This is a genomic window from Actinoplanes sp. NPDC049118 (assembly GCF_040648555.1).
Lineage (GTDB): Bacteria > Actinomycetota > Actinomycetes > Mycobacteriales > Micromonosporaceae > Actinoplanes.
In genome coordinates this window covers 218,630-242,125 of record NZ_JBEZDY010000007.1, presented here as the reverse complement: position 1 = coordinate 242,125, position 23,496 = coordinate 218,630, and the positions used below count along the sequence as shown (strand labels likewise).

The 23,496-nt window shown below is 70.4% G+C and carries 17 protein-coding genes and 1 pseudogene; 12 read left to right on the top strand and 6 right to left on the bottom strand.

Annotated features, from left to right (window positions below):
- Positions 1 to 51 precede the first annotated feature (51 nt).
- Both AB0B58_RS13275 and AB0B58_RS13270 read right to left on the bottom strand, forming a co-directional pair.
- On the bottom strand, positions 52 to 2,589 hold the full coding sequence (locus AB0B58_RS13275; protein WP_360222406.1) for a transglycosylase domain-containing protein: 2,538 nt from the start codon (positions 2,587 to 2,589) through the stop codon (positions 52 to 54).
- Positions 2,590 to 3,039: 450 nt separating this feature from the next.
- On the bottom strand, positions 3,040 to 3,507 hold the full coding sequence (locus tag AB0B58_RS13270) for a DUF5318 domain-containing protein (protein WP_360222403.1): 468 nt from the start codon (positions 3,505 to 3,507) through the stop codon (positions 3,040 to 3,042).
- Between the two features lie 165 nt (positions 3,508 to 3,672).
- On the opposite strand from AB0B58_RS13270, the gene AB0B58_RS13265 reads away from it, so the two are divergent.
- The gene (locus AB0B58_RS13265; protein WP_360222724.1) at positions 3,673 to 4,269 is read left to right on the top strand and encodes a PadR family transcriptional regulator; all 597 of its coding nucleotides are present in this window, start codon (positions 3,673 to 3,675) and stop codon (positions 4,267 to 4,269) included.
- Between the two features lie 20 nt (positions 4,270 to 4,289).
- Entirely contained in the window at positions 4,290 to 5,369 is a 1,080-nt protein-coding gene (locus AB0B58_RS13260) for an inositol-3-phosphate synthase (protein WP_354726385.1), read from the top strand.
- A gap of 52 nt (positions 5,370 to 5,421) precedes the next feature.
- Here AB0B58_RS13260 and AB0B58_RS13255 read toward each other — a convergent pair whose 3' ends face one another.
- Together AB0B58_RS13255 and AB0B58_RS13250 are read right to left on the bottom strand one after the other, a co-directional pair.
- Positions 5,422 to 5,883, bottom strand: a complete 462-nt coding sequence (locus AB0B58_RS13255; protein WP_360222400.1) for a methylated-DNA--[protein]-cysteine S-methyltransferase — start codon at positions 5,881 to 5,883, stop codon at positions 5,422 to 5,424.
- Between the two features lie 30 nt (positions 5,884 to 5,913).
- Complete coding sequence (locus AB0B58_RS13250) at positions 5,914 to 7,344, bottom strand: CCA tRNA nucleotidyltransferase (RefSeq protein ID WP_360222397.1); 1,431 nt, start codon at positions 7,342 to 7,344, stop codon at positions 5,914 to 5,916.
- A gap of 49 nt (positions 7,345 to 7,393) precedes the next feature.
- Here AB0B58_RS13250 and AB0B58_RS13245 point away from each other — a divergent pair, with 49 nt between their 5' ends.
- From AB0B58_RS13245 to AB0B58_RS13210, 8 genes are all read left to right on the top strand, one after another.
- Complete coding sequence (locus AB0B58_RS13245; protein WP_360222394.1) at positions 7,394 to 8,293, top strand: hypothetical protein; 900 nt, start codon at positions 7,394 to 7,396, stop codon at positions 8,291 to 8,293.
- Between the two features lie 88 nt (positions 8,294 to 8,381).
- The gene (gene murJ / locus AB0B58_RS13240) at positions 8,382 to 10,151 is read left to right on the top strand and encodes a murein biosynthesis integral membrane protein MurJ (protein ID WP_360222721.1); all 1,770 of its coding nucleotides are present in this window, start codon (positions 8,382 to 8,384) and stop codon (positions 10,149 to 10,151) included.
- A 178-nt stretch (positions 10,152 to 10,329) separates the two neighbouring features.
- On the top strand, positions 10,330 to 11,880 hold the full coding sequence (locus AB0B58_RS13235) for a protein kinase family protein (protein ID WP_360222391.1): 1,551 nt from the start codon (positions 10,330 to 10,332) through the stop codon (positions 11,878 to 11,880).
- 43 nt (positions 11,881 to 11,923) lie between these two features.
- On the top strand, positions 11,924 to 12,655 hold the full coding sequence (gene sigM, locus AB0B58_RS13230; protein WP_360222388.1) for an RNA polymerase sigma factor SigM: 732 nt from the start codon (positions 11,924 to 11,926) through the stop codon (positions 12,653 to 12,655).
- Positions 12,652 to 13,683 (top strand): hypothetical protein, encoded by a 1,032-nt coding sequence (locus AB0B58_RS13225; protein WP_360222385.1) that lies wholly within the window; start codon positions 12,652 to 12,654, stop codon positions 13,681 to 13,683. The genes sigM and AB0B58_RS13225 overlap by 4 nt, the downstream gene beginning before the upstream one ends.
- Positions 13,684 to 13,828: 145 nt before the next feature.
- On the top strand, positions 13,829 to 14,788 hold the full coding sequence (gene trxB, locus AB0B58_RS13220; protein ID WP_360222382.1) for a thioredoxin-disulfide reductase: 960 nt from the start codon (positions 13,829 to 13,831) through the stop codon (positions 14,786 to 14,788).
- A 15-nt stretch (positions 14,789 to 14,803) separates the two neighbouring features.
- A complete protein-coding gene (gene trxA / locus AB0B58_RS13215; RefSeq protein WP_360222379.1) occupies positions 14,804 to 15,127 on the top strand; it encodes a thioredoxin in 324 nt (107 codons plus the stop codon).
- Positions 15,128 to 15,307: 180 nt separating this feature from the next.
- Positions 15,308 to 16,459 carry an N-acetylmuramoyl-L-alanine amidase gene (locus AB0B58_RS13210; protein ID WP_360222376.1) on the top strand — a complete coding sequence of 384 codons (1,152 nt, stop codon included), beginning with the start codon at positions 15,308 to 15,310 and terminating at the stop codon, positions 16,457 to 16,459.
- 65 nt (positions 16,460 to 16,524) lie between these two features.
- On the opposite strand, the gene AB0B58_RS13205 is transcribed toward AB0B58_RS13210, so the two are convergent.
- The gene (locus tag AB0B58_RS13205) at positions 16,525 to 17,193 is read right to left on the bottom strand and encodes a GNAT family N-acetyltransferase (protein WP_360222373.1); all 669 of its coding nucleotides are present in this window, start codon (positions 17,191 to 17,193) and stop codon (positions 16,525 to 16,527) included.
- Positions 17,194 to 17,393: 200 nt separating this feature from the next.
- On the opposite strand from AB0B58_RS13205, the gene AB0B58_RS13200 reads away from it, so the two are divergent.
- Positions 17,394 to 18,695, top strand: coding sequence for a PLP-dependent aminotransferase family protein (locus tag AB0B58_RS13200; RefSeq protein WP_360222370.1), 1,302 nt, complete (start codon positions 17,394 to 17,396; stop codon positions 18,693 to 18,695).
- An 8-nt stretch (positions 18,696 to 18,703) separates the two neighbouring features.
- Complete coding sequence (locus tag AB0B58_RS13195) at positions 18,704 to 19,666, top strand: D-alanine--D-alanine ligase (RefSeq protein WP_360222367.1); 963 nt, start codon at positions 18,704 to 18,706, stop codon at positions 19,664 to 19,666.
- Positions 19,667 to 21,998: 2,332 nt separating this feature from the next.
- On the opposite strand, the pseudogene AB0B58_RS13190 reads toward AB0B58_RS13195, so the two are convergent.
- Positions 21,999 to 22,592: pseudogene (locus AB0B58_RS13190) on the bottom strand (hypothetical protein); the annotation flags it as partial.
- Positions 22,593 to 23,496 lie beyond the last annotated feature (904 nt).

The following is a 23,496-nucleotide window of genomic DNA, read 5'->3' as shown; positions in this document are numbered from 1 at the left end:
CGGAACGGCGCCCGTCTCCGCGAGGAGAGGGCGCCGCCGGTGTTCTACGGCTCAGTCGCCGTCGTCGTTCTCGCCACCGCCGGTCCCGGTGTCGTTACCGGTGTCGGTGCCGGGGAACGCCGGGAAGGTCGGGAGGGCCGGGCCATTGTTCCCGTTGTTCCCGTTATTGCCATTGTTCCCGTTGCCGTTGTTGCCGTTGTTCCCGTTGTTGCCGTTCTGGCACTGCTCCGGGAAGACCAGGCAGGCCGGGTTCTCCGGCAGCTCGACCTTGGGCGGCGGTGGGATGCCGTTGCCCTTCTTGCTCGGGTCGACGAACGCGGCCGTGTTCGGCAGGAAGGGTGCGGGATCCCCCTTGATCGACTTCGACGCCGAGTCCAGGAACATCTTCCAGATGTCGCCGGGGATCGAGCCGCCGTTCATGGGCTTGCCGCCGGGCTTGTAGATCGGCAGCAGATCCATCTGCTTGGTCTTCTTGTTCACCTTCTCGCGGCCGACCCAGACGGCCGCCGCGAGTTCCCTGGTGCCGCCGACCATCCAGGCGTCGCCGTTGTCGCCGCTCTTGCCGCCCTTGCCGGTGAACTCCCAGGTGCCGGTCTTTCCGATGGCCTTACGGCCGTTGTCGAGGCTGATGCCGTTGATGCCCGGGATCTTCTGCATGACGTCCTGCACGGCCGCCGCGACGTCCGGGCTGAACGCCGTAATGCCCTTGAGCTTCTCGCCCTTGCCCTTGAGGGCCACGAACTTCCCGGTCTTCGCGTCTCGCTCGGCGACCGAGCGGACGAAGTGCGCCTTGTGGTAGACGCCGTTGTTGGCGATCGTGGCGACGCCGCTGGCGTGGTCGAGCGCGGTGATCGCGTACTGGCCGAAGCCGACCTCGCGGCCGTAGCCCTTCTTCTTGAGCTCCGCGTCGCTCAGCTTGCCGAGGTCGTAGCGGGCGGTGGTCTCCGGGTCGCCGATCAGCTGGATGCCGGCCTTGTGCGCGACCTGGATGACCTTCTCCGGGCCGAGCGCGTCGGCGAGCCAGTAGAAGGTGAAGTTGTACGACTGCTCGACGGAGGTCTCGAGATCACAGGCCTTCGGCGGGCACTTGAGGCTGCCACCCTCACGACCGGAGTTGTTGATCTTGCCGCCGCCGTTGACCTTCTCCAGCGTGGAGTCCCAGATGGTGTCCATGCCGTAGCCCTCGCTGAGCGCCGCGAGCAGCGTATAGATCTTGAACGTCGAGCCCGGCGGCCGGCCGCCACCGATGAAGGTCTTGCCGTCATCGGTGTAGTTCGGTCCCGCGTAGTCCCAGCTGGCCGCGTCGGGCCCGCCGTAGTACGCCAGGACCCGACCGTTCTCCGGGTCGATGGAGACCAGGGCCGACTTGTAGGTCTCGGCCATGCCGTTCAGCGGCGACTTCTCGCTGGCGCGGTTGGCCGCCTTCTCCGCCGCCTTCTGCACGTCGGGGTCGATCGTGGTGCGGATCTGCAGACCACCCTCGTTCAGCTGCGCGTCGCTGATCTGCATTTCGCGCAGCTCACGCTTCACGTACTTGACGATCTTGGCGCTGGGCTTGTTGTTGCCGCAGGTGGTGGTGCACTTGTCGGGGTCGAACTTGATCCATCCCGGCTTGCCCTTGGCCGCCTGCGCGGGAAATTCCGTCGGCGGGTTGATGCCGGCCGGCACCCCAGCCGCCGGCATACCGCGGGGCAGCCCCAGCTCGGCCATGTTGCCGACGGTGTACCGCCAGCGGTCCTGGGCGTCCGGGAGGTTGTTGCCCGGGTCGTATCCCTTGTGCGTGGCGGTCGGCTCCGGCTGCTTGATGACCGAGGCGAGGATCGCGGCCTCGCCGGCGGTGATCGCCCCCGGCTTGCCGACCGGGGTCAACGCCGAACGGCTGGCCCCGAAGTACGCCTTGACCGCGGCCTCGACGCCGTAGGCGCCGCGACCGAAGTACACGGAGTTGAGGTAGCGGCCGAGGATCTCGTCCTTGCTGTACTCGTCCTCCATCTTGCGGGCGATGACCGCCTCGCGGAGCTTACGGTTGTAGCTGATCTCCTTCAGCTTCGCGGCGTACCGCGCGTACTGCTGGGTGATCGTGGAGGCACCCTGGGTGTCGCCGCCGGTGAAGTTGTTCCACGCGGCGCGGGCGATGCCCTTCATGTCGATGCCGTTGTGGTCGTAGAAGCCCTTGTCCTCGGCCGAGACCACCGCGAGCTTGATCAGCGGGTTGATGCTGGCGTTCGGGACGATCGAGCGGTTGAACTGGCCGAGCGAGGCGAGCACCGTCTTGTTGTCGCTCGCGAGCAGCTGGGTGGTCTGCGTCTCGGCGGCCGGCTCCTTGAAGTCGACGCTGTCGAAGAAGTAGGTGCCGCCGACCACGCCGGCGCCGGCCAGGATGACCAGGACGGCCGCGGCCGCGGTCAGGATGTTCATCCGGCGGCGACGCTTGGTGGCCTTGTTCAGGATCTTGGCTGCGCTGCCCCGGGTTCCGCCCTGCCCGGGGATGCCCGGCCCGCCGCCGACGGCCGGCGAGACCGGCCGCACCGCGGCACGCGCGACGGCACCACGGCCGCCGTACGCCGCGGCGACGTCGGGAGCGCCCACGGAGGCACGGCCACCGACCCGGGCTGAGCCCACGGTGCCGGCGCCGACGGAGGCACGTCCGGGGACCGCCGCCGCACCGACCGAGGCCGCGCCACGAGACACGCCGCCAACGCTCGCGCGGCCGCCGGCCGGACGCCGGTAGGCGTCGGGAGCAGCGCGTTCGTCGTAGCCGGACTGGTCGTCGTCAGGCGTGGAAGCAGCGGACGGCCCGGGCACTCGGGCCCGGGCACGCGCAGACTGCGGATCGCCGTACGAGTTCATTCGGTCACACCTACCGGTCGCGGTGGCTCGCCAGAGAAGCCCTGGAGGGGCTTCGGAGGCGGTGCCACGGGCGGACGATTCTGGGCTGCAGCTCCGCAGCCGCCCTGTCGGATGTCGAAATTGACCGACTGCGGCGCTGGATGCCCGTATCGGTCAGGATCGTGCCCACGTTAGCGTCGTTGAGACCAATCACTGTCGGCCCTCCCGGCGATGTGACGACGACCCTGTCTCGCGGTGGCGGCCCGAGGCGGACGAGGCGACGGCCCCGCCCTGGTCCAGTTCGTCGGCTTGGAGCGCGTCCCGGCCGAGCACGTACTGCTCGATCAGATGGTTCCACGCGCAGGATTGGCACACCTCCACCACGAACACCTGAAACTCACGCAGCGTCATTGCCAACACCGGCAGGTCCGCGACCTTGCGTGCCTGCCCGGCGGACTGCTTGAGCTCATCGCCGTAGATGTAGTGGACCAGGGTGAGGTTGTCGCGACGGCAGACCGGGCAACGATCGTCGGTCGGCTCGCCGTGGAACCTAGCTGCGTTTTTCAGGTACGGCGAGGCATCACAGACCTCAAGGGTCCCGACCTTGCCGTTGTGCACGTCACGCAGCAGCGCTCGCTTCTGAAGCGAGTAGTCGACGACCTGCCGCTGCGTGCGCATGGCGAAGAGAGTACGCGGTCAACACCCGTACGGCGACAGCCATCACACAGCGTGGCGCGACGACTGCACAACCATGCCTGGCCTTGCGGCGCGGCGCAACCCGATCTACGGTGACGATGTATCGGTCCGATACATCGTGCGAGACAGGTGGAGGGGGTGGGCACGTTGCTGGAACTCGCGATCCTCGGCCTGCTCCAGGAATCCTCGATGCACGGCTATGAGCTGCGCAAGGAGCTCGCCACCAAGCTGGGCACGATCCGCGCCGCGATCAGCTACGGCACGCTGTACCCGACGCTGAAGCGCCTGCAGACCGCGGGCTGGATCGGCGCGGCGGAGACTCCCGACAGCGAGATCATTCCCCCGCTGACGAGCCGCCGGGGCCGGGTTGTCTACAAAATCACGGCCGAAGGCAAGGAACGGTTCGCCGAACTGCTCGCCCAGGCGGGCCCGGAGACCTACGACGACGCCGGCTTCGGCGTGCACTTCGCCTTCTTCTCCCGGACCGACCGGGCGACGCGGCTGCGGATCCTCGAGGGCCGCCGCCGCCGGATCGAGGAACGCCGGGAAGGCCTGCGCGAGGTCCTCGCGCGCGCCTCCGACCGCCTCGATGCCTACACCCTCGAACTACAACGCCACGGACTGGATGCGTGCGAGCGCGAGGTCCGCTGGCTGGAGGAGCTCATCACCAACGAGCGCTCCGGCCGCTCCCCAGCAGGGGAGACACCCCCCGAAGACCCGCGTCCGCACCAGGACCGGCCGTGATGAACAAGGAGGCAAACGCGATGGGCTCCGTCCGCGTCGCCATTGTCGGTGTGGGTAACTGCGCCTCGTCCCTCGTGCAGGGCGTGGAGTACTACCGCGAAGCCGACCCCAACGACCGCGTCCCGGGTCTCATGCACGTGACCTTCGGCGAATACCACGTATCAGACGTGAAGTTCGTCGCGGCGTTCGATGTGGACGCCAAGAAGGTCGGCATGGACCTGGCCGAGGCGATCGTCGCCAGCGAGAACAACACGATCACGCTGACCGATGTCGCGCCGACCGGCGTGACCGTTCAGCGTGGGCCGACCTTCGACGGTCTGGGCACGTACTACCGCGAGATCATCGAGGAGTCGTCCGCCGAGCCGGTGGACGTCGTGCAGGCGCTGCGCGACGCCGAGGTCGACGTCGTCGTCTCCTACCTGCCGGTGGGCTCCGAGGAGGCCGACAAGTTCTACGCACAGGCCGCGATCGACGCCGGCTGCGCGTTCGTCAACGCCCTGCCGGTCTTCATCGCCTCGGACCCGGTCTGGGCGCAGAAGTTCACCGACGCCGGCCTGCCGATCGTCGGCGACGACATCAAGAGCCAGGTCGGTGCCACGATCGTGCACCGCGCGCTGGCGAAGCTGTTCGAGGACCGCGGTGTCGAGCTGCTGCGCACGTACCAGCTCAACTTCGGCGGCAACATGGACTTCATGAACATGCTGGAGCGCAAGCGGCTGGTCTCGAAGAAGATCTCGAAGACCCAGTCGGTGACGTCCCAGATCCCGCACGAGATGTCCAAGAGCGACGTGCACATCGGTCCGTCGGACCACGTGCCGTGGCTGGACGACCGCAAGTGGGCCTACATCCGGCTCGAGGGCCGCAGCTTCGGCGACACCCCGCTGAACGCTGAGCTCAAGCTCGAGGTGTGGGACTCGCCGAACTCGGCCGGCGTCATCATCGACGCGGTCCGCGCGGCGAAGATCGCCAAGGACCGCGGCGTCGGCGGCCCGATCCTGTCGGCGAGCTCGTACTTCATGAAGTCCCCGCCGGTGCAGTACAACGACCACGACGCGAAGAACGCGGTCGAGGCGTTCATCAAGGGCGACATCGAGCGCTGACAGCCGCGCTCTGTAGAGAGGCCGGGTCGTGTGGCGACCCGGCCTCTCTGTGCTATCCGCCCCAGGCCCTTTCCAGGGCCACCCGGGCCTCCAGCTCCAGCAGCTTCCGCTTGCGGGGCAGCCCGCCGCCGAAGCCGACCAGCTTGCCGCCCGCGCCGACCACCCGGTGGCAGGGGACGATGACCGGCACCGGGTTGTGGTTGCACGCCGTCCCCACGGCACGGGCCGCGCCCGGCTCACCCAGCGCGGTGGCGATAGCGCCGTACGTCAGCATCTCGCCGTACGGAATCTTGGCGATCTCGGCCCACACGGCCCGCTCGAAATCCGACCCGCCGCGCAGCTCGACCGGCACGGTGAAGTCCGTCAGCGACCCGGCGAAGTAGGCGGCCAGCTGCTCGGCGGCCGGGTGCCCGCCCGGCTCGCCGTGGCTCGCGCCGAACCGCACACCGACAACCGTGTCGCCGTCGAGCCTGACGCCGAGCGGTCCGATGGGTGACTCCACGAGCAGTTGCATGACTCCGATTCTGCCGCGCGGGTACGACAGTCAGGAGATGTGGCCGTGCTCCCGGGCCCAGCGCCGCAGCTCGGCCTCCGCCTCGTCGCGGTCCAGCGGACCGCGGTCCAGGCGCAGCTCCTTGAGGTGGCGCCAGGCCTGGCCGACCACCGGGCCAGGCGGCACGCCGAGCAGCTCCATGATCGCGTTGCCGTCCAGGTCGGGCCGGACCCGCGCCAGGTCCTCCTCGGCCTCGATCCGGGCGATCCGCTCCTCGAGCGCGTCGTAGTCGGCCGACAGGGCCGCCGCCTTGCGCCTGTTGCGCGTCGTGCAGTCGGAGCGGGTCAGCTTGTGCAGGCGGGGAAGCAGCTCACCCGCGTCGGTCACGTAGCGGCGCACCGCCGAGTCGGTCCACTCGCCGCGGCCGTAGCCGTAGAAGCGCAGGTGCAACGCGACCAGCTCCACCACCTCGGACGTGACGTCCTTGGGGAACCTCATGGCCTTCATCCGCTGCCGGGTGAGCCGGGCGCCGACCACCTCGTGGTGGTGGAAGCTGACCCGTCCGTCGCGGCCGACCGCCTTGGTCGCCGGCTTGCCGACGTCGTGCATCAGCGCGGCCATCCGCAGCACGAAGTCCGGGCCCGCGTCGCCCTCGAGCCGGACGGCGTTGGAGACCACGATCAGCGTGTGCTCGTAGACGTCCTTGTGCTGGGCGTGCTCGTCGATCTCAAGCTTGAGGCCGGAGATCTCCGGGATGAACCGGTCGGCCAGCCCGGTGTCGACAAGCAGCCGCAGCCCGGCGATCGGGTCGAGCCCGCAGAGCAGCTTGGTGAACTCGTCGCGGATCCGCTCGGCGGTGATCCGGTCGAGGTCGGCGGCCATCTCGGTCATCGCCTCGACGACCGGCTTGTCCACTGTGAAGCGCAGCTTGGCGGCGAAGCGCGCCGCCCGCAGCATGCGAAGCGGGTCGTCGCCGAAGGAGAGCGCCGGCGAGTCGGGCGTCCGGATGACCCCGGCGGCCAGATCGTCCAGGCCGCGGAACGGGTCCGTGAATTCGTGGCCGGGCAGGCTGACCGCCATCGCGTTGATCGTGAAGTCCCGGCGGCGCAGGTCGTCCAGCAGGTTGTCGCCATACCGCACGACCGGATTGCGGGTCACCCCGTCGTAGGCCTCGGCCCGGAACGTGGTGATCTCGATCCGCAGGCCGTCCTTCTGGATCCCGATCGTGCCGAACTCGCGGCCGGTCTCCCAGACCCCGTCGGCCCAGCCCTTGACCAGCGCGAGCGTCTGCTCCGGCGGGGCGTCGGTGCAGAAATCGAGGTCGTCGCCGAGCCGTCCGAGCAGAGCGTCCCGCACCGATCCGCCGACGAGGTGCAGCTCATGGCCGGCGGCGGCGTAACGCCGCCCCAGCTCGTCGGCGACGGGGGAGACCCGTAGCAACTCCGCGACGGCGTTGCGTTGGGCTTTAGTCAACTCAGACATGGGACGACCAGGGTATCGGTCGTGGCGGTCCGCGAGCGCAGCGGGCAGGATGGTCGTCGTGCCCGTTTCCGAGGCGCTGCATCGCCTCAGCGAGGACCCGCGATTCTGGTCCTTCCTGTTCGTGAACGACGGCGCGTATCCCGACCCCGACCCCGCGGAGGTCCGGGTCAGCCTGCCGGTCACCGGCGGCTACGGCCTCGTGCTCGACCTCGACCTGGTCACCGGCGATCAGACCCTCGGCCTGCGCGAGCCGTCGAGCAGCGACCCGGTGCAGCTCGGCTGGGCGGGCCCGGGCCGGCCACATCCGGCCGCGCTGCGCTGGCACGAACTCGAGCTCTGCGCCCGGGTGATCGCCCTCGAGGACCCGACCCTGCCGCATCCGGGCCTGGTCGTGGCGCTGCTGTCCCCGTTCGCTCCGGCCACGCCCGATGACGACGGCGACGCGGTCGCGGCCGTGCGCGAGGCGGCGTACCGGTCGCTGCGCCGCGACGTGCCGCCGGCCGCGCCGGGCGGTCCCGAGCAGGCGCCGCTGCCGCTGTTCGCGGCCGACCGGTGGTGGCCGCGGCCGCCGGCGCCGTCACCCCGGGTGATCGACGAGGCCGCGATCGCGGCCTACACCGTCCCGGCGACCGCGCGGCTCGAGGTCCGCGGCGGCTCCCGCTTCCCGCGCGAGGGCCTGGCAGAGCTGGTACGGCAGGCAGCACAGCGACTGTCCCGCCTCCCCGAGGAGCGGTGGTACGCGGAGGTACGCCCGCTGGCACGGCGGATAACCGACACCGGCGACCTGCGCCCGGTCAAGGATCTACTCGGGGTGCTGACCGAGGCGGGCTGCGACCACCCGACCGTGCTGGACGCGCTGAGCGAGCCGATCGTGGAAGTCGAGGCGTGCTGGATGGTGGAGACGCTGGCCGGTGCGGTGCCCGGCAGCCTGCTGCGCCGACACGTGTAGCAGGCGCCTGGTGGATCATGGCCGGACGCCGCCGGGGGCGCGGCCTGGCTAGGGTGACGTCTGTATCCGTACCCCCGTGGAGGTTCTGGTGAACGGCGGCCTGTACCGCAGCGCACACGCCGCGAGCGACGGTGATCCCGAGCACTCCGACGGCGCGATCCTGATCTCGGTCGACAGCACGCCCGGCACGACCGCGGCCGGCGACCAGGCGTTGCCGCCGGAGGACGTCCCGCCGGTCGGGGGCGGCACCGAGGGCGGCAGCACCGCGGGCAACAGCGCGATCATGGCGGCCGGCAGCATGGTCAGCCGGATGATCGGTTTCGTCCGCAACATGCTCATCGGCATGACGCTGGGCGCCGGCATCGGCGACGCGTACACCAGCGCCCAGTTCCTGCCGGGCCAGATCTACGAGCTGCTGCTCGGCGGCATCCTCTCCAGCGTGCTGATCCCGCTGCTGGTGCGGCGGCGCAAGGCCGACCCGGACGGCGGCCAGCTCTTCACCCAGCGGCTGCTGACGTTCGCGATCGTCGCGCTCGGCGTCGCGACGGTGCTGGTGGTGGCCGCGGCGCCGTGGATCACCGCGATCCAGGCGAGCAAGAACACCACCGCGGCGTACCAGGACCTGGTCACCGCGTTCGCCTACCTGATCCTGCCGATCATCTTCTTCACCGGCCTGTCCGCGATGATCGCCGCGGTGCTCAACGTGCGCGGGCATTTCGCCGCGCCGATGTGGGCGCCGATCCTCAACAACCTCGTGGTGATCGCCACGTGCGGTGTGTTCATCGTGGTCTTCGGCACCACGAAGGGTCTCCAGCCCGAGGACATGACGCCCGGGCGGATCATCCTGATCGCCGGCGGCACGCTGCTCGGCATGATCGCGCAGGCCGTCGGTCTGCTGCCGGCGCTGCGCAAGGTCGGCTTCGCCTGGAAGTGGAGGTGGGCGCCGCGCTCGCTCGGCCTGGGCGAGATCGGCCGGCTCGCCGGCTGGATGCTCTGCTATGTCGGCGCCAACCAGCTGGCGGTCTTCGTCGTGGTCCGAAAGCTCAACGGTGTCTCCGGCGGGGACAACGCCAGCGTGCTCGCATTCAACAACGTCTACCTGCTGACGATGATGGCGCACGGCATCATCGGCGTCTCGGTGATGACCGCGTTGCTACCCAAGATGAGCGCCGCCGCCACCGAGGGCCGCTACTCCGACGTCAGCGCCGACCTGAGCCGCGGCATCCGGCTGACCACCACGGCCCTCGCCCCGATCGCCGTCGCGTACGGCGTGCTCGGCGTACCGATCGCGGTCTCGCTCTTCCAGGGCGGCGCCTTCACCGACAAGGACGCGTTCGCCACCGGCACGGTGCTGACGGTCGCCGCCTTCGCCGTCATCCCGCTCTCGGTCAGCTACCTGTGCACCTATGCCTTCTACGCGCTGCAGGGCAACAAGACGGTCGCACTGATCAATATCCCGGTGGTGCTCCTGCGCATCGCCGGCTACGTCGTCCTCGCCGAACTGCTCACCGACGCGTTCGCCGCGGCCGGCATGACCGCCGCCAACGCGGTCTCGTACCTGTTCTCGGCGCTGATCTCGCTCGTCGTGCTGCGCCGCCGGATCGGCCGGCTCAACCTCGGTTCGGTCGCGAAGTCGCTGCTGAAGGTGCTGGTGGCCGCCGCGGTGGCGGCCGGCGCCGGTCTGCTGGTCGTGTATCTACTGCCGGGCGGTGACACTCCCGGGCGATTGACAGCGGCGCTGCAGGTGGTGGTCGGTGGTGGAGTGATCGTGCTGGTGTACCTCGTCACGGCCGCGCTGCTGCGGGTTCACGAGGTCAGTCAGGTGATCGGGATGGTAAGGCGCAAACTCGGCCGCTGAGCCTTGTGGAAAACCTGTGGATAATTCTCTGATCAGGTATTTTTCGGCCACCGAGCGGCGGAAACGGTCCTGGCGGGCGGCCTCGGACGGGTAGCGCAGCAGGGGATGACCTGTGGGCCGCTGGCCGGGTGCGGGTAAGGTCGTGTGCGACACGTGCGGACCCACCGAGGGAGGACGGGTGACCCAGGTCGGCGAAGGCCACGAGACCGCGGCCGATGAGGCCGGACCGGTCATGACCTTCGGTGCCCCCACCGTCGGTGAGATCCTGGCCGAGCGGTACCAGCTCGAGGAACACGTCAACAACGACAGCGCGGGCCGGCAGGTCTGGCGTGGTATCGACGTGATCCTGCGGCGTCCCGTCGCCGTCGTGCTCCGGCACCCCGGCGGCGACTCCGCGACCGAGATGCTGCAGGCGGCGGTCGACGCCAGTCGCGTCATCCACCCCAACCTGGTCGGCGTCTACGACGCGATCGACGAGGGCGCCCGGGCCTATGTCGTCCGTGAGTGGGTCGACGGCGAGGCGTTGCGTGAGCTCGTCGCGCAGGAGGGTCCGCTGGATCCGGCCCGCGCCACGTCCATCGCGCACTCCATCGCCGACGCGCTGGCGGCGGTGCACGCCACCGGCATGGTCCACGGAAACGTGCACCCCGGCACCACGCTGATCGGCGACGACGGCCGCGTCGTGCTCGCCGACGCGCGGGCCGACTCCGCCGACAGCATCGAGAGCGACGTCCGCGCCGTCGGCGGCATCCTCTACTTCGCGCTGACCGGCCACTGGCCGCACACCGAGATCGGCCGCTCCCGGCTGCCCGACGCCATGCGCGACGGCAACGGTGCGATCGCCGCTCCCCGGCAGATCCGTGCGGGCGTCCCGGCGTACCTCGACGATCTGACCATGGACCTGCTCGACAAGCGCGTGGTGGCCCCCGAGGCCGACGCACTCGCCGCCGAGTTGGCCCGGCTGGACTCCGCCGACGACGACTACGAGGACGTCGGGCCGCTGCGGTTCGCGCAGGGCACCTCGGCCGAGCCGGTGCGTAGCACCCGGAAGATCATGATCGGCGTCGGCGCGCTCGCCGTCATCGCGTTGATCGGCCTCATCTTCGGCATCAAGGCGATCAGTGACTCGGGCGGCGACAAATCGCCGTCGACCACACAGGCCGGCACGGCACCGCAGGACGACACGGCCGACGACAACGGCGACACCGGCACCGAGAACGAGCCCCCGGCCGCGGCGCCGACGAAGATCCCGCTGACCGCCGACATGGTCCGCATCGTCGACCCGCCGGACGGCGACCGCACCGACGAGGGCGAGGCCGCCTACACCGTCGACGGCGACGAGGACACCGTCTGGAGGACCTCGGGCTTCCTCCAGTCGAGGCTGTCCGACTACAACAAGCCCGGCATGGGCCTGCTGATCGACCTGGGCACCCCGCGCACGGTGAGCGACGTGCGGGTCGAGACCTCCCAGCCCGGCCTCGCCATGGACATCCGTACCGGCCCCAGCGATCCGGGCAACAGCTCCAGCGGCGACGACCAGATCGTCAAGACCTACAAGAAGCTGGGCGACGGCGACACGGAGAAGACGAAGGGCACCAACGTGGTGTTCCCGGTCTTCGACGAGACCCAGAAATACCAGTACATCATGGTCTTCATCACCGAATTGCCGCGCGACACCGACGGCAAGTACCGCGCCGAGATCAGCAAGGTCGAGGTATACGGCAACTGACGGCGGTACCCGGCCTGTCGCCCCTCTCGGCTAGATTGCTGGCGTGACCACCGGCGACGCGCACCCCGACGCGACCGGCGCGGCCGACCGGCCCGAGCCGACCGACGCCGAGCTGCTGCGCGCCCACGTCGACGGCGACCCGCAGGCGTTCAACGTGCTCGTCCGCCGGCACCGTGACCGCCTCTGGGCGGTGGCCCTGCGCACGATCGGCGACCGCGAGGAGGCCGCCGACGCGGTGCAGGACGCGCTGCTGTCCGCGCATCGCGGCGCGGCGCGGTTCCGCGGCGACTCCGCCGTCACGACCTGGTTGCACCGCATCGTGGTGAACGCCTGCCTGGATCGCATCCGCCGGCGCCAGGCCCACCCCACGGTCCCGCTGCCCGACGGCCGGCACTCCGACGACGGCGGCCTGGGCGGACCGGAGCCGGCCGCCCCGGCTCCCGACCACGACACGGCCCTGGTCGTGCGCGCCGCCCTGGCGGCGCTGCCGGTGGAGCAGCGCGCTGCGCTGGTGCTCGTGGACGTGCAGGGCTACCCGGTGATCGAGGCGGCCGAGATCCTCGGGGTGGCCGAGGGCACCATCAAGAGCCGCTGCGCCCGCGGCCGCGCCCGGATGGCCCTGACCCTGGGCCACCTGCGTACCGGCTCCGACGAACCACCGGGCCGGGGAGACGGTGGTCACGCCGGGAACCGGGCGGCCGCCGCGCGCGTCCCATCCGGGTCGGGAGCGGCAGCGCAGCACCCGTCCGCGCCTGACAGAGGGGACCAGCAGTGACCGGGGCAGAGTTCAGCGGGGTCGATATCGACCTGCTGGCCGACTACGTCGGCGGCGCGCTGGACGGTACCCCCGACGAGGCCGTGGTCGCCGCCCTCATCGCGGACGACCCCTCCTGGCGCGACGCGCACGACCTGCTCTGCGGCGGCGTCGCGGCCGTCACCACCCAGCTCCAGTCCCTCGGCTCGGTGCCCGAGGCGATGCCCGCCGACATATCCGCACGGCTCGACGCGGCCCTTGCCGAGGCCTCGACGGAATCGGCCTCCCCGCTCGCCGCCGGCCCGCGCCTTGCGGAGAGCACACCCCCCGACCAGGGCGAAGAGCCGGTGGTTCACAACGCCCCGGGCGGTGCGACGGTCATCGCGATCGGCGGTGCGCGCGCCTCCGGTCGTGGCACGGCCGCGCCCGATCAGCACCCGGTCGCCGTACCGTCCGATGCCCGTCGCAGGCGGATGCGCCGCCTTCGGGGAGCCGCTCCGGTCGGAATCGCCGCCGGGGTGCTGGCGTTCGTCGGTTTCGGCGTTCAGCAGTTCGGCGGCTCGGCGGACTCGCAGACCGACTCGTCCGCCGGCACGGCGGCGGAACAGTCGGCGCCGCAGGCCGCGACCGGTCAGGACCTGGCACTGCCGGGCGTGCCGGCACAGATCAGCGAGTCCGGCCTCGACTACCGGCAGGCGACGCTCGGCCAGGTCGGCGCGCGCGCGATGGCCGCGCCCGACGTCCCGGAGGACAAGATCGCCGGTGCTCCCAGCGGCAAGTCGACCCTCGGGGCGAAGTCCGAGACCGGTGACGCGCTGAGCCGGCTGCGGGTCCAGCAGGCGCTGCTCGCCTGCATCGATGCCATAGCCGACAAGAGTGGACTCGCACCGATCACCGCGCAGTCCATCGACTTCGCACGCTTCGACGGCGCACCGGCCGTGGTGGTCCAGTTCACCGCCCGCGGCGGCAGTTGGGTGTGGGCGGTGGGCCCCCGCTGCGGCACGCCCGGAGTCGGCGCCGACAAGCTCGCGTCCGTGCAGGTAGGCTGAACGGACGCCGTCCCGCCCGTCGTGAGGTCGGCCACCTATGCCCTCCCACACATGCCGTGACGCGTGGGAATGCGCCCTCATACGATGACGTTCCAGCACGCGATGTCGCCGATGGGTCGGCGAAAACCAGACTGAGGAGTCGGTAGTGGACGAGGTCCGAAACCTGATCATCATCGGCTCGGGACCGTCCGGTTACACCGCGGCGCTCTACGCGGCCCGGGCGAACCTCAAGCCGCTGGTCATCGAGGGTGTGCAGTCCGGTGGTGCGCTGATGACCACCACCGAGGTCGAGAACTTCCCGGGTCACCCGGACGGCATCATGGGCCCCGAGCTCATGGACAACATGCGCAAGCAGGCCGAGCGTTTCGGCGCCGAGTTCATCACCGACGACGTGACCCGCGTCGAGCTGGCCGGAAAGGCCACCGAGGCCGGCACGGAGGCCCTGAAGACGGTGTGGGTCGGCGAGACCGAGTACTTCGCCCGCGCGGTCATCCTCGCCACCGGCTCCGCGTGGCGCCCGCTGGGCGTGCCCGGCGAGCAGGAGCTGCTCGGCCACGGCGTCTCGTCCTGTGCCACCTGTGACGGCTTCTTCTTCCGCAACCAGCACATCATCGTGGTGGGCGGCGGCGACTCCGCGATGGAGGAGGCCACCTTCCTCACCCGCTTCGCCGAGACCGTGACGATCGTGCACCGCCGCGACTCCTTCCGGGCCAGCAAGGTGATGGCGCAGCGAGCCCTGCACAACCCGAAGATCAAGGTCGAGTGGAACAGCGTCGTCGAGGAGGTCCTCGGCGCCGACGGCAAGGTCTGCGGTGCCCGGATCCGCAACGTGCAGTCCGGCGAGACCAAGACTCTCAACATCACCGGTGTCTTCGTCGCCATCGGACACGACCCGCGCAGCGAGCTGTTCAAGGGCCAGCTCGAGCTGGACGACGAGGGCTACGTCAAGGTCGAGCACCCGAGCACCCGCACCAATCTCACCGGCGTCTTCGCCGCCGGCGACCTCGTCGATCACACGTACCGCCAGGCCATCACCGCCTCCGGCACGGGTTGTGCCGCCGCGCTCGACGCGGAACGCTTCATCGCCTCGTTCGTAGAGCTGTAAATCAGGAGGATTTCCGTGGGAGCAACCAAGGCGGTCACCGACGCCACCTTCGTCACAGACGTGCTGCAGTCCGACAAGCCGGTGCTGGTGGACTTCTGGGCCGAGTGGTGCGCGCCTTGCAAGAAGGTCGACCCGCTGCTTGCCGAGATCGCCAACGAGATGGGCGACAAGGTGCAGATCGTCAAGGTCAACATCGACGAGAACCCGGAGACCGCCCGCGCCTACCGGGTGATGTCCGTGCCGACGCTGACCATGTTCAAGGGCGGCGAGGCGGTCAACTCGGTCGCCGGCGCCAAGCCCAAGGGCGCCCTGGTGAACTTCATCGAATCGGCGCTCTGACCTGTGCTTCTGCCCCGCATCCGCCCGGATGCGGGGCATTGCTCATCCGCGTGATGCCAGGTATCCCCGACCGTGATTCCACGCACGTAGCGTTCCTCGCCAACCGGCCGGATCGGACGCCGAGGAGTACGCTCCGGAGGTTGCCGTCCGCTCTTCCCCTCAGCCGTTAGGGAGCCGCCCGTGCGTTGGATCCGACGTGGAGACACCGGGCCGGCCGTGGAGGAGATCCAGTCGATCCTGGTAGGCCTGGAACTGCTTCCGGCGGTCGGCGAGGCCTTCGACGAGGCCACCGAGAACGCCGTCCGCGCCTTCCAGCAGAGCCGCGGCATCGGCGTCGACGGCATGGTCGGCTCGGAGACGTGGCAGGCCCTCGACGGCGCGCGCTGGAAGCTCGGCGCCCGCACCCTCTACCACTCGGTGCCGACGTCGCTGGTCGGCGAGGACGTCCGGGCGCTGCAGGAGCGGCTCCTGGAGATGGGCTTCGACAGCGGGCGCGCCGACGGCATCTACGGCCCGCGTACCGCGCGGGCGGTGGCACAGTTCCAGCGCGAGGTCGGGCTCACCCCGGACGGCTCCTGCGGCCCGCAGACCATGAAGGGCCTCCGCCGGCTCGGCCGCAAGGTCGTCGGCGGGCGCCCCCAGTGGCTGCGCGAGGCCGAAGCGTTCCGCCAGTCCGGGTCCAGCCTGGTCGGCAAGACGATCGTGATCGACCCCGGCCACGGCGGCGCGGAGGACCTCGGCGTCGTCGTGCCCGACGGGCAGCTGCGCTGGACCGAGGCCGACCTGGCGTTCGACATCGCCACCCGGCTCGAGGGCCGGCTGCTCGCCGCCGGCATGCGCGTGCACCTGACCCGCGGCCCGTCGCCGGCGCACCCGATGACCGGTCAGGAGCGGGCGGCGCTGGCCAACAGCCTCGGCGCCGACCTGCTCATCTCGTTGCACCTGGACGGCCAGGAGACGCCCGCGGCGGACGGCGTCGCCAGCTACCACTACGGCACCGGCAACGGCGTCACCTCGACGGTCGGCGAGCGGCTCGCCAACCTGGTGCAGCGCGAGATTGTGGTACGCACCGGGATGCGGGACTGCCGCATCCACTCCAAGACGTGGGAGCTGCTGCGCCTGACGCGCATGCCCGCCGTACGGGTCGATCTGGGTTATCTGACGTCTCCGGTCGACCGGGAACGGCTCGTCGATCCGTCCTTCCGGGAGCAGATCGTCGAGGCGATCCTGGCCGCGGTGCAGCGGATGTACTTTCCCGTCGAGGCGGACGTACCGACCGGCTCGATCGACGTGCGGCAGCTGCGGCTGGCGCTCGCCTCGCGCAACGCCTGACGCCGACCCGACGGAACGGTGGTCCTCGGACCACCGTTTCGCATTGGCTGACGCGCGGCGCCGCCTCAGCTCGGGGTCGAGGTCGTCGCGGCCGCCGGGCGGACCGGGCGCAACAGGGTGTCCGGGCTCATCGAGCCGAGAAGCTTCTCCAGCGCGTACTCGACGTCGGACTTCCACGACAGGGCCGTGCGCAACTCCAGCCGCAGCCGCGGGTAACGCGGGTGCGGGCGTACCGTCTTGAAGCCCACCGAGAGGAAGAAGTCGACCGGCGCGACGCAGCCCTCCACGTCGCCCTCGCCGGCCTCGCCGAACTTCGCGTCACCGAAAGCCTCGATCGCCTTCACGCCGCGCTTGGTCAGATCGCGGGCCACGCCCTGCACCAGCATCCGGCCGAGACCGCCACCCGCGAACGCCGCCACCACGTGCGCGGTCATCAGCAGCGCCGCGTCGGCCGAGACCGGCGACGTCGGAAACGCCATCGAACGCGGGACGTAGGCCGGAGGGGCGTACATGACGAATCCGGCGGGCATGCCGTCGACGTATGCCAGCTTTCCGCACGACCCCCATTCGAGGAGGGTCTGCGACACCCAGGCCTCCTTCTCGAGACCGGGATCACCCGACGCACACGCACGCTCGGCGGACACCGGATCGAGCTCCCAGTAGACGCACTGGCGGCAGGGCCGGGGCAGGTCTTCGAGCGTGTCGAGGGTCAGGTTGACGAGGCGTCGCGACATGCGGGACCCCCTGAAGATCGGCGGACTTTCCGGACTCGAAGCACGGTCCTGTTCACATGCTCGTCCGCGCCCCCGGAGGGATACTACGCCGCAATGGGCCTGAACGGGAGCGCATCGGTGCTTATCCACGGGCACGGGGGAGGCGCCGGGCGCTTAGCATGTACTCCGATGTGACCGACGATCTTTCGAGGTGAAGCCGCATGACCGGCACGACTCAAGACGACTACACCGAACGGTACGCCCGGCGGGTCCGCGGCATGACGACGTCCGAGATCCGCGCCCTGTTCGCCGTCGCCAGCCGCCCCGAGGTGGTCTCGCTCGCCGGCGGATCGCCGTACATCGCGGCGCTTCCGCTGGACGCCGTCGGCGAGATGATGGGTCGGCTCGCGTCCGAACTCGGCACGACAAGCCTCCAGTACGGCATCGGCCAGGGCACCATCGAGCTGCGCGAGCGCATCTGCGAGGTCATGAGCCTGTCCGGCATCGACGCGTCGACGGGAGCGTCCCCCGACGACGTGGTCGTGACCGTCGGCGGGCAGCAGGGCCTCGACCTGGTGGCACGGCTGTTCCTGGACCCGGGCGACGTGGTGCTCGCCGAGGGGCCGACCTACGTCGGCGCACTCGGCGTGTTCCAGGCAGCCCAGGCACAGGTACGGCACGTGGCAATGGACGCGGACGGGCTGATCCCGGCCGCACTCGAGGCGGCAGTGGTCGCCGCCGCCGGCCGCGCCAAGTTCCTCTACACGATCCCGACCTACCAGAACCCGGCCGGCGTCACGCTGACCGACGCCCGGCGGGACGAGATCCTGGACATCTGCGAGCGGCACGGGCTGCTGGTGGTCGAGGACGACCCGTACGGGATGCTCGGCTTCGAAGGTGAGGCGCCGCGGCCGCTCCGCGCCCGCCGGCGCGAGGGCATCATCTACGTGAGCACGTTCTCCAAGACGTTCGCCCCGGGCCTGCGGGTGGGCTGGATCCTGGCGCCTCACGCCGTACGCGAAAAGCTTGTGATGGCCAACGAGGCGAACATCCTCTGCCCGAGCGCGTTCGCGCAGGGCGCGGTGACGCAGTACCTGTCGACGATGCCCTGGCGCGAGCAGATCAAGTCGTATCGCGAGATCTACCGGGAACGCCGCGACGCACTGCTCGACAGCCTGCGCGACCTGATGCCGGCCGGCACCACCTGGACGCGGCCGAAGGGCGGCCTGTTCGTGTGGGCCACCCTGCCGGAGGGCCTGGACTCGAAGGCGATGATGCCGCGGGCCGTCGCCGCCCGCGTCGCCTACGTGCCCGGCACCGGCTTCTACGCGGACGGGACGGGCGCCGGGCACATGCGGCTCAACTTCTCGTTCCCGCCTCCGGAACGGATCCGTGAGGGCGTACGAAGGCTTGCCGGGGTGATGGAGCAGGAGCTCGCGATGCGCGCCGTCTTCGGGCCCACCACCACACACCGCCGTCGCGGGCACGCCGGTGCCGATGCGCCCGGCCCCGACTTGGCATGATCACCGCCATGGGTACGCCTTCCGAAACGCACGTCCTCGTCCTGGCCGGTGGCCTGTCCTACGAACGCGACGTGTCACTGCGCTCGGGCCGGCGGGTGCTCGACGCCCTCCGCGCGGCGGGCCTGTCCGCCGAGATCCGCGACGCGGACGTGTCGCTGCTGCCGGCGCTGCAGGAGGACCCGCCGAGTGCGGTGGTGATCGCCCTCCACGGCGGGACCGGCGAGGACGGATCACTGCGCGGGGTTCTCGACCTGTGCGCGATCCCGTACGTCGGCAGCGGCGCGCGCGCCTCCCGGCTGGCCTGGGACAAGCCGTCGGCGAAGGCGATGCTCCGCGAAGCGGGCATCCCGACGCCGGACTGGGTGGCGCTGCCGCACGACCGGTTCTCGGAGCTGGGTGCGGTCGCCGTGCTGGACCGGATCGTGGACCGGCTCGGACTGCCACTGATGGTGAAGCCGGCACAGGGCGGCTCCGGCCTGGGCGCGGCGGTGGTACACGAGGCGGCGGACCTGCCGGCGGCGATGGTCGGCTGCTTCGCGTACGACTCGACGGCGCTCGTGGAGCGGTTCGTTCCGGGTACCGATGTCGCGGTTTCGGTCGTGGATCTCGGCTCCGGCCCGCAGGCGTTGCCGGCGGTGGAGATCGTGCCTCGGGACGGGGTGTATGACTACGCGGCCCGCTACACGGCCGGGCTGACGACCTGGCACGCGCCGGCTCGGCTGTCGGCTGCGGTTGGCGATGCGGTCGCTGAGGCGGCGTTGGCGGCGCATGGGGCGCTTGGGCTTCGGGATCTTTCGCGGGTCGACCTGATCGTCGACTCCGAGGGGCGGCCGCATGTGCTCGGGGTGAACGTTTCTCCCGGGATGACGGAGACTTCGTTGCTGCCGCTGGCGGTGCAGGCGGAGGGGCTCGACTTCGGGAAGATGCTGGCTACGTTGGTCGGGCGGGCGGTCGCGCGGGGGGTTGGCTGAGGGGATCCGGGACTGCGGGCCGCGGTCGCGGGCCGCGGTCCCGGATCGCAGTCGCGGGCCGCAGTCGCGGGCCGCAGTCGCGGGCCGCAGTCCCGGATCGCGGTCCCGGATCGCAGTCGCGGGCCGCAGTCGCGGATCGCAGTCGCTGGTCGCGGTCCCGGATCGCGGTCGCGGGCCGCAGTCCCCGGGCCGCGGTCGCGGGCCGTAGTCCCGGGCCGCAGCCGCGGGCCGCAATCCCTGGGCCGCAATCCCCGGGCCGCAATCCCTGGGCCGCAATCCCCGGGCCGCAATCCCCGGGCCGCAAATCCCCGGGCCGCAAATCCCCGGGCCGCAATCCCCGGGCCGCAAATCCCCGGGCCGCAATCCCGGATCGCAGTCCCGGGCCGCAGCCGCGCGGCGGGGTCCCGGGACGTGTCTTTCGCAGCGACCCTGGGTCGCGGCTCGCCGCTTCCTGTCCGGCGATCTTCGGTTGTTGCGACACCTGGCGCTTCGCCGAATGCGTCCAGTCGCGCTCGGTCCGGCGCCGTGTCGGGACCCCCGAGATGGCTGACCAGGTGGTGGGTGGCGGGCTGTTGTCACCGGGTGCGGCGGCCGTCGCTCTTGGCCGAGGTTTGGCCGTGGTGCCGCCCGACCACGGCGGTGCTGGCGCCGTCGCCGTGCGAGATCTTGCCGCCATTGCATCTCTGCCCTCGCCGCTGAGTACCGGGCGGCAGGATTGACTCTTACCTCGCGGGCGGTCTCGCTCGTGAGGTACACGCACGAACCACGCGGGCCGCTGCGGCAGGAGGCCGGCTCGGTGCAGCGGTCGGGTGCCCTACGGCCCACCCGTGAGTGGTGCGGTCCCGGGTGCGACTGCGCTGCTAGTCCAGGCCGTTCGCCCGCGGGCGCAGGATCATTGGGGCGAACTCGCGGCGGCACGATCGCGTCCTTGATCGCCGTTGTCGAGGACAGTTCCAGCGCCGGTCGCTACACGATCGGCGATACTTCCGTAGCGGCTGCGCACGCGAGGCGTACCGCAGTCAGGCGAGTGTTGGTTGACGCGGACCGCCGCTCAGGGCACCGCGGACCGACGCGCCTGCGGCGGCCGCGCCACAAGCTGGCGGATCGAGGTGCCGCACCACGGGAGGCAGAACGCCCCTGTTCCTTCTCCGCCTCGTCGCCGTACTCCTCCACGCCTCAGCTTTGAACCGACCCGGGTAGCGCGCACGAAGGTGCATGGTCGCCGCAAGGATGGCCTTGGCGCCACCCGGAACGGTGCCACCCGACCCGGGCCGTCCGCGTTGTAGTCATCCCGCGCCAGGACCGTTCCGTCGGGTGCCCTGAGCTCGACTCAGCGGTTCTCTGGAACGACGCTCGCCGCGCTCTTGTCGGCTTGAGGGCGGAAGCCCTCGGGTCGTGTCTCGCGGCTGTTGTCGCTTCCGTCGCGCTCGCTCCGGGCAGCGTCTTCGCTCGGCCGATACTGCAGCGGAATCGCACCGGTGCTGACCGCGCCCGTGGCTGCGGCCACCGGCCCGCCGTCGTCTGAGCCGGCGCGGGAGTCCACCGCGTCGTCGCTGTCGGGTCCGACCGGGTCTGATTCCGTCTCGACCGGCTCGCCGATCGCATCGGAGTCGGCTTCCACGGACCCGGCAGTTGACGACCCAGCATTTCCGGAACCGGTGCCCGCGGGGGCCACCGCGGGACCGTCACCAGGTCCGGAACCGGCATCCACCGACGCAGGTTCGACAGATCCGCCGTCGGCTGAGTCGGCGTTCACCGGGTCGCTCCGGTCAGCTTCGGCGCCTGTGGAGTCGGCTTCGGCGCCTGTGGAGTCGGCGTCGTCCGGGTCGCTGTCGGCGGCCTTTCCTGCCGGGTCGAGGTCGCCGGTTTCGCTACCCTCGCGTTCGTCGTCGGCAAGGTCGTCGATCACAAGCTCGCTCGTGTCCGGCACATCGTCGCTGTGCGACGGCGGCGGTCCAGCGGCCCCGTTCTTCGAAGTGGCGGCGGCCGCCAAAGCGGTGTAGGCAGACAGGTCCCGAGTCTCCGCGTCGACATCGGTCACCGCGCCTCGACTCGCACCGCCGATGCCGTTACCACCGGTGGCCTGACCACCCAGGCCTGTACCGCCGGTCGCCGGGTCACCCATGGCCTGACCGCGGCTCGGACCGCCGTCGCCACTCGGACCGCCGTCGCCACTCGGACCGCCGTCGGCGCCCGGACCGCCAGGGGCAGGGGCAGGGGCACCGGGAGTCGAGCCGGCTCGCGGCAGGTCGGACTCGGGGTCCGCATGGCCGTGGTCGCGCCAAGCGTCGGCTGCGGCGGTCGTGTCTGCCTCTGCCGTTGGCTCGTTGCTGAACGTGGACGGCGACTGCCAGTGGATGTGGGGAGGCTCGGCGATCGCCCTCCCGCCGAACTCCGCAAGCCACGCAGCGACGAGCGCCAGGTTCTCGCGCCACTGCTCCTCGGGGATGACCGGAAGGATGTCGTCCCAGAGCGACAGGAACGTCCCGCGCAGCTGCAGCCGCCCGTAGGGCCGCGCCAGGAACCACATGTGCAGGTGCGCCGAGCCGTCGCCCCAGCGGTTCACGTGAACCCGGGCCACGCCGTCGAGCGTCCGGATCGCCCGCTCCAGCCGCACCGTCATCACGCCGAGCTCGGCCGCCAGAAGGTTCGGCAGATCGCCGATGTCGAGGTGGGAGCGGCACTCAAGGATGAGGACCATCGGCAGGCCCGTGGGCCGGTCCATGCCGCGAACACGCCATCGCTCACTCACCCAGATGTACGCATCGTCGGGGGTGTTGCAGGCGACGCAGTCGGCGGCGTCCTCGCCGCTTCGCGGGGGCTCCACCTCGACCGGTTCGGCGAGCTTCTTGACACGCATGTCGCCCTCAAATGGGAACGAAGGCCAGCGTGTGAAGTCAGGGAGCGAAGGGGTGTTCTCGGGCACGACGCTGACCCTAGCCCAGCCTGTGGGGCACTGTCCCGGGTCAATTTCGAGCGAAGCCGCTGATGTGGCCTCAGCCGTTCAGCCAACCTCCAGAACGTCGACCGCCATCACATTCCGTGGGCGCCACAAACACAGTGCACGTTATCCACAGGAGTTATCCACAGGCAGCCCAGTTTCACGTGAAACACGACGTAGAACGCGTGCACCCCCTGTGGATACCGCAGTGGAGAACGCCCAGTTCATCGGCGTCGTTTCACGTGAAACGCCCAAGCGCCGGTTCCACACAGCCTGTACGCACAGCTTGTGGATACTGCCGCCCACCGATCTCAGAACACGCTCCCGATGCGGTCGGTGCACGCGGTGACACCGCCAACATTGCCTCTCGCCGACCTCCTTAGCTGGCCTCCCAATGCTCTAGCCCGGGTGACCCCACGGTGGGCGTTTCACGTGAAACTCCTCCGTCCGTGGAAGATCGACTCGTCAGCCCCAGGGCTCCCGGCAGACCCCCATCTGCCCTCAGAACCGGCCGAGCAACGGGCGACAGATGCGGCCCGATCGAAGTCGCAGACCTCGTTGCCGCCGATGCCTATCGACTCAGAGTTGGAACGCACAAACGCCAGCGCCGTAGGCGACGTCCCGGGCCCAGCGCAGTAGGCAAGCGGCCCGCCGAAGCAAGGTCGACCACCCGCCGGCTACCCCACTGCAGTCGCGCCCCTGGGGCTCGCTCCCCTTTGTCGATGACGACTCAGCGGCGACCAGCAAGCGACAGCCCACTGACCACAGCTGGACCCAACCCCCTCTAAAGAAGGCGGCTCGGCGGCTCGGCGGCTCGGCGGCTCGGCGGCTCGGCGGCTCGGCGGCTCGGCGGCTCGGCGGCTCGGCGGCTCGGCGGCTCGGCGGCTCG

Coding starts and splice junctions, on each gene's coding strand:
- AB0B58_RS13270 (WP_360222403.1), bottom strand. CDS start 3,507: ATGCGCACGCAGCGGCAGGTCGTCGACTACTCGCTTCAGAAGCGAGCG.
- AB0B58_RS13260 (WP_354726385.1), top strand. CDS start 4,290: ATGGGCTCCGTCCGCGTCGCCATTGTCGGTGTGGGTAACTGCGCCTCG.
- AB0B58_RS13255 (WP_360222400.1), bottom strand. CDS start 5,883: ATGCAACTGCTCGTGGAGTCACCCATCGGACCGCTCGGCGTCAGGCTC.
- AB0B58_RS13250 (WP_360222397.1), bottom strand. CDS start 7,344: ATGTCTGAGTTGACTAAAGCCCAACGCAACGCCGTCGCGGAGTTGCTA.
- AB0B58_RS13245 (WP_360222394.1), top strand. CDS start 7,394: ATGGTCGTCGTGCCCGTTTCCGAGGCGCTGCATCGCCTCAGCGAGGAC.
- AB0B58_RS13205 (WP_360222373.1), bottom strand. CDS start 17,193: ATGTCGCGACGCCTCGTCAACCTGACCCTCGACACGCTCGAAGACCTG.
- AB0B58_RS13200 (WP_360222370.1), top strand. CDS start 17,394: ATGACCGGCACGACTCAAGACGACTACACCGAACGGTACGCCCGGCGG.
- AB0B58_RS13195 (WP_360222367.1), top strand. CDS start 18,704: ATGGGTACGCCTTCCGAAACGCACGTCCTCGTCCTGGCCGGTGGCCTG.